At 34.9% G+C, this 5,154-nt stretch carries 3 protein-coding genes; all 3 read right to left on the bottom strand.

Features of this window, described 5'->3' with window-relative positions; genetic code table 11:
• Nucleotides 1-55 precede the first annotated feature (55 nt).
• The gene (locus ENL20_06655; protein HHE38236.1) at nucleotides 56-1,420 is read right to left on the bottom strand and encodes a sigma-54-dependent Fis family transcriptional regulator; all 1,365 of its coding nucleotides are present in this window, start codon (nucleotides 1,418-1,420) and stop codon (nucleotides 56-58) included.
• Nucleotides 1,421-1,449: 29 nt separating this feature from the next.
• Complete coding sequence (locus tag ENL20_06650) at nucleotides 1,450-3,762, bottom strand: tetratricopeptide repeat protein (protein ID HHE38235.1); 2,313 nt, start codon at nucleotides 3,760-3,762, stop codon at nucleotides 1,450-1,452.
• Between the two features lie 51 nt (nucleotides 3,763-3,813).
• The coding region (locus tag ENL20_06645; GenBank protein ID HHE38234.1) for a PKD domain-containing protein at nucleotides 3,814-5,154 on the bottom strand (1,341 nt) is incomplete at its 5' end.

Genomic DNA, 5,154 nt, shown 5'->3' with positions numbered 1-5,154 from the left:
CGGCAATCTAATTTGCTGCAAAAGTTTTATTAACGAAATACAATTATGTTCTACATTAATTTTCAATTCCCAGTTTATTCAATTCCCAATAAAGCTGTCTCCTGCTTATTCCTAATATTTCTGCGGCTTTTGTTTTGTTACCTTTTGTTTTCTGGATTGCATCTTTAATGATATTTTTCTTCGCTTCATTCGTTGCTTTTTCAATCAGAAAATCATCATTTTTAATAATATTTACTCCTGATCTTGCACTTTTTTGTATATCCCTGAAAATTAAATGTTCTGGATATATCCTATTAGTTTTAGTTAGTAGTATTGCTCTTTTTATGACATTTTTTAATTCCCTGATATTCCCTGGCCATTCGTATTTAACAAGTTTCTGCATTGCAGATTCATCAAAATCTTTAACATTTTTATTCAATTCCGGATTCATTTCCTTTATAAAAAAACGAGAAATGACAGGTATATCCTTTTTTCTTTCTTTCAGACTGGGAAGAATTATGTTAAATTCGTTGATCCTGTAAAAGAGGTCTTTCCTGAAATTGGAGATTTTAATTTCTTCCACGATATTGTTGTTACAGGCAGCGATTAATCTGATATCAATCTTGATCGTTCTTTTTCCGCCCAATCTCATTATTTCTTTGCTCTGGATTACCCTTAATAATTTTGACTGCATATTTGTCGGTAGATTACATATTTCATCAAGGAAAAGCGTACCTCCATCTGCTCGTTCGAATTTTCCGATCACGGTTGTATTTGCACCTGTAAATGCTCCTTTTTCATGCCCGAACATTTCACTCTCGAACAAAGTATCCGGAATAGCTCCACAATCGACAGCAACAAAAGGTTTGTCTTTTCGAGGACTTCTCTCGTGTATCATTCTGGCAATCAAATCTTTACCGGTTCCGGTTTCACCTTCCAAAAAAACTGTTATATCGCTCTCTGCAACAAGTTCTACCTGACTTAAAACCTTTTTTATCTCTGCACTTTGACCCATCATTTCCTGAAGTTTCGTGTCTTTGGAAATCTGTTCATGGTAAGATTTGACTTTCTTCTCCAGGAAAGATGTATTAAGAGCTTTTTTTACTAAATGGAGAATATCAGCATTATTAAAAGGTTTCGTCAGATAATCATAAGCCCCAAGCTTCATTGAAGTTACGGCTTTCTTAATATCACCATAAGCAGTAATCATAATAACGATTATTGAACTGTCGATCTGTTGTAGTTTTTCAAGGACTTTCATCCCATCGATATCAGGAAGTTTATAATCCAGCAAAACCAGGTGCGGTTTAATTTTTTGGGACAACTCCAAGGCTTGAGTCCCACTTTCTGCTTGATATGTTTTGTAACCGGTGGTTTCCAGTAATTCAGAAAGAATGAATCTCATATTTTCTTCATCATCAACTATTAAAATATTTTCCAAATTTCCCCCAGAAGATAAAATGCAATAAATTATCTATATTGAATCGGAATTTTTAGAATAACATCAGAACCTTTCCCGATTTCACTTACAATTTCTATTTGGCTTTGATGATAATCCATAACCTGATGGACGAGACTTAAGCCGAGTCCGGTTCCTTTTTTCTTTGTCGTAAAAAAAGGATTAAATATTTTTTTCAGATTTTCTTTTGAGATCCCAACTCCGGTATCAGAAATTTTTATAATCAAATTCTCTTTGCATTTCTCTGCAGACAAAGTTAAAGTTCCACCATTCTGCATAGCATCTACGGCATTTAAAATCAGGTTTAACAAAGCACCGTACATTTGATCTTCATCCAGCAAAACTAATGGCAGATCTTCCGCAAAATCCTTTTTTACAATAATGTGATGAGATAGAAATTTACTTTCAAAAGATGATATAATTTTGTTCAATATTGTGATAATATCACCTTTTTTAAAGGAATCCCGTTTGGGTTTGGCAAATTCAACCAGGTCTTTGACTGTTTTGCTGATCCGATCTGATGTTTCGGTAAAGATATCCATCATTTTATTTATTTTTTCTTCGCTTAGATTCTTATAATTTGTCTGACAATATTGAGCTGTTGATTTTATGATGGCAATCGGATTCCTGATCTCATGCGCAACTCCGGCTGCAAGCTCTCCAATTCCGGCTAATCTTTCAGTAATTCTTAATTGAGTTTCCAAATGTTTTCTTTCGGAAATTTCTTTGAGCAGGTCATCGTTTGTTTTTTTCAGATCTTTTGTCCGCTCTTCGACAACTTCTTTCAGTTGTCGGGCAGTTTTATTTTTTAGCGTATAACGATAATAAATTATAAAAACAGCAGCTAAAAAAACCAGCAAAATCGAATATAGTCGCCATTTTACCAGCTTTTGTTTTTCCGCAGCTAACCGATATATTTCATTATTCTTCTGCAGAAGTTCAATTTCTTTTTCATGTTCATGAATAAGATTCCTGACTTCAAAAGAAGTTTCCATTCCGGCAACTCTTTCAATGATTTCTTTGGTAAAAATACTATCCTTAACAGCTGAATACAACTTATAATAAGCTAATGCTTTTCTAAAATTATTTTGGGCAGAATAAAGATCGGAAAGCCCTTCATAGATTTCGATCATCAAGTCTCTTATTTGTATTTCGTTTACGATCTCAAGACTTTGTTCAAAGGATTCAAGTGCCTGATCATATTGATTCATTTTCAGATACACGGAACCCATATTCTTAAGGGAAGCTGCGATACCTTTCTTATGCTTTGATTCCTGAAAAAATACAAGAGATTTCTGATGATATTTCAAAGCATTATCATAATCTTCCAGGTGTTCATAAACAACTCCGATGTTGTTAATAGTTTTTGCAACACCACTTTTATCACCAATCTCTTCATATAAACTATCGGATCGTAAATAATACTCCAACGCCAGCTCGAATTCCTTCAGATCATCATAAATAATACCCATATTATTTAATGAACTGGCAACACCACTTTTATCACCAAGTTTTTCTTCAACTTCCATAGATTGTTGATAATATTCGATTGCTTTCTTATAATTACCGAGATTTTTATAGACGATCCCGATATTTTTCATGGAAAGAGCAATTCCCGTTTTATCATTTAATTCTTCATTGGCTTTAAGACAAGCCAGATGATACTCCAAAGATTTATCATAATAACTAAGATCGTTATAAATTATTCCGATGTTTCCAAGCGCACTTGAGATCCCGTTTTTATCTTCTATTTCTTCATAAATTTTTAAAGCTCGCAGATAGCATTCGAGGGATTTATTAAACCTGCTTAAGCTTCGATATGATACACCGATATTATGGAGAGCATCAGCGATTCCTTTTTTATCCTCCAGTTCTTCATATAATTTCAATGCCTTTTGATAATACTCGAGAGCTTTCTCATAATCGCTCAGATCATCGTAAATGATTCCGATATTGTTATATGAAGATACGATATCCTTTTTATCTCCAATATTTTCCCTTAAGGTCAAAGATTGCAGAAATAAATCCAAAGCTGCGTCATATTCACCAAGGAAATAATGACCTACTCCGATATTGTTCAGAGATTGAGCAATTCCTTTTGGATAATTATCCTGTTTAGACAATTTCAGGGCTTGATTTGAATATTCGAATGTTTTTTCAGGATCGATTCCCCAATAGGCCTTTCCCAATTCATTTAAAAGATGAATTTGCTCTTTACCGGTTGTTATTTTGATCTTGTTTTTAAGACTATCGATGATAGATGTATCTGAATAAAGAACAAAGGTAAAAAAAACTGATAAAAAAATGATTGTATATTTTCTCATATCGGATAGAAATTTGCCATCCGGAAGCTGGCGGATGGCAAATTTGATAACTTAATGTTTGTGGAACACTTTCCGTTGTTCATTTATAACCGGATTCATCTCAATATATGTTTCTAATTCTTCTCTTGTTCCGATGAAGGATTCGACAAGATAAAGCATCTGTTCGCTGAACATACCGACTCTTTCGTGAGTAAAAGTAGTATCAACCGTTGACCAGAGATAATAGAAAAGCGATTCTTCCAAACTATCTTCCGAATATCGGATAACATAATAATCAACTGTGATGGGAGTCCCTGCCATTGTCGTGTCTACTTCAGACCAGGTTATAACAGCATCATCACCGGACATGGTCAATTGCACATTTGTCGGAGGTGCAGGAGGAACATAGACTACTTCAATATAGTCATTTTTTATTAATGAATCGACTTTTGTATTACTTGTGATCTTCAATTTCACATCATAAGTTCCAACTTCTGTATATGTGAATTGAGGATTTTGTTCAAAAGAGTCATAAGTTCCGTCATTTTGAAAATCCCAGAACCAACATAAATCGTTTCCTAATGATTCATCCGTAAATTGCACTTCCAATCCAGGATAATATCCATAAGTTGGAGATGCGGAAAAGTCAACTTCAAATTCCGAATCCAGTTTGATCTGCCAGAAATCATAACCTCCCGCTCCAAAAGAATTTGTATATCCGGAAATAAAAAATCCCTGATCTGTTGTCTGATCTATACAATATCCGTAGTCACTTCCTCCATCTCCGATCGTTTTAGTCCATTCTTCATTTCCGGATGCATCTGCTTTCACTAAAAACAGATCATAAACATAAGTTGCTGAAGGGTCAGTATAACCAATGACAAAAAAACCGTTATTTGCTTCTATTACCCAACGAGCTTTATCCGAACTGGTTCCTCCGTAAGTCTGGTTCCATTCTTCATTACCGCTTATATCTGTTTTCACCAGCCAGAAATCGTAATTTCCTGCTCCGTAAGAATCAGTATAACCGGACATAATATATCCGTTATCCGATGTTTGCTGAACGCAGTATGAATACTCACCTCCAACTCCTCCATAAGTATTAGACCAGGTTTCATTTCCGCTGGAATCGGTTTTGATCAACCAGAAATCATTGTTTCCTGCTCCGATCGAATTTGTATAACCTCCAATTATATAACCGTCATCGACTGTCTGGTGTACAGAATAGCAGTTATCCTCACCTGAATATCCATAAGTCTGATTCCAATCCTCGATCCCGAATTCATCTGTTTTGATAAGCCAGATATCATTGCTGCCTGCTCCAAAAGAACCTGTAATACCTCCAATCAAATATCCGCCATCAGAAGTTTGGATAACACTCCTGCCAAAATCATTTTCCGTTCCACCAAAAGT

Source organism: Candidatus Cloacimonadota bacterium (genome assembly GCA_011372345.1).
GTDB lineage: Bacteria > Cloacimonadota > Cloacimonadia > Cloacimonadales > TCS61 > DRTC01.
This window is presented reverse-complemented; position numbering and strand designations above follow the sequence as displayed.

What these genes read in the sequence shown, in the direction of transcription:
- ENL20_06650 (HHE38235.1), bottom strand. Translation starts at nt 3,762, where the DNA reads ATGAGAAAATATACAATCATTTTTTTATCAGTTTTTTTTACCTTTGTT.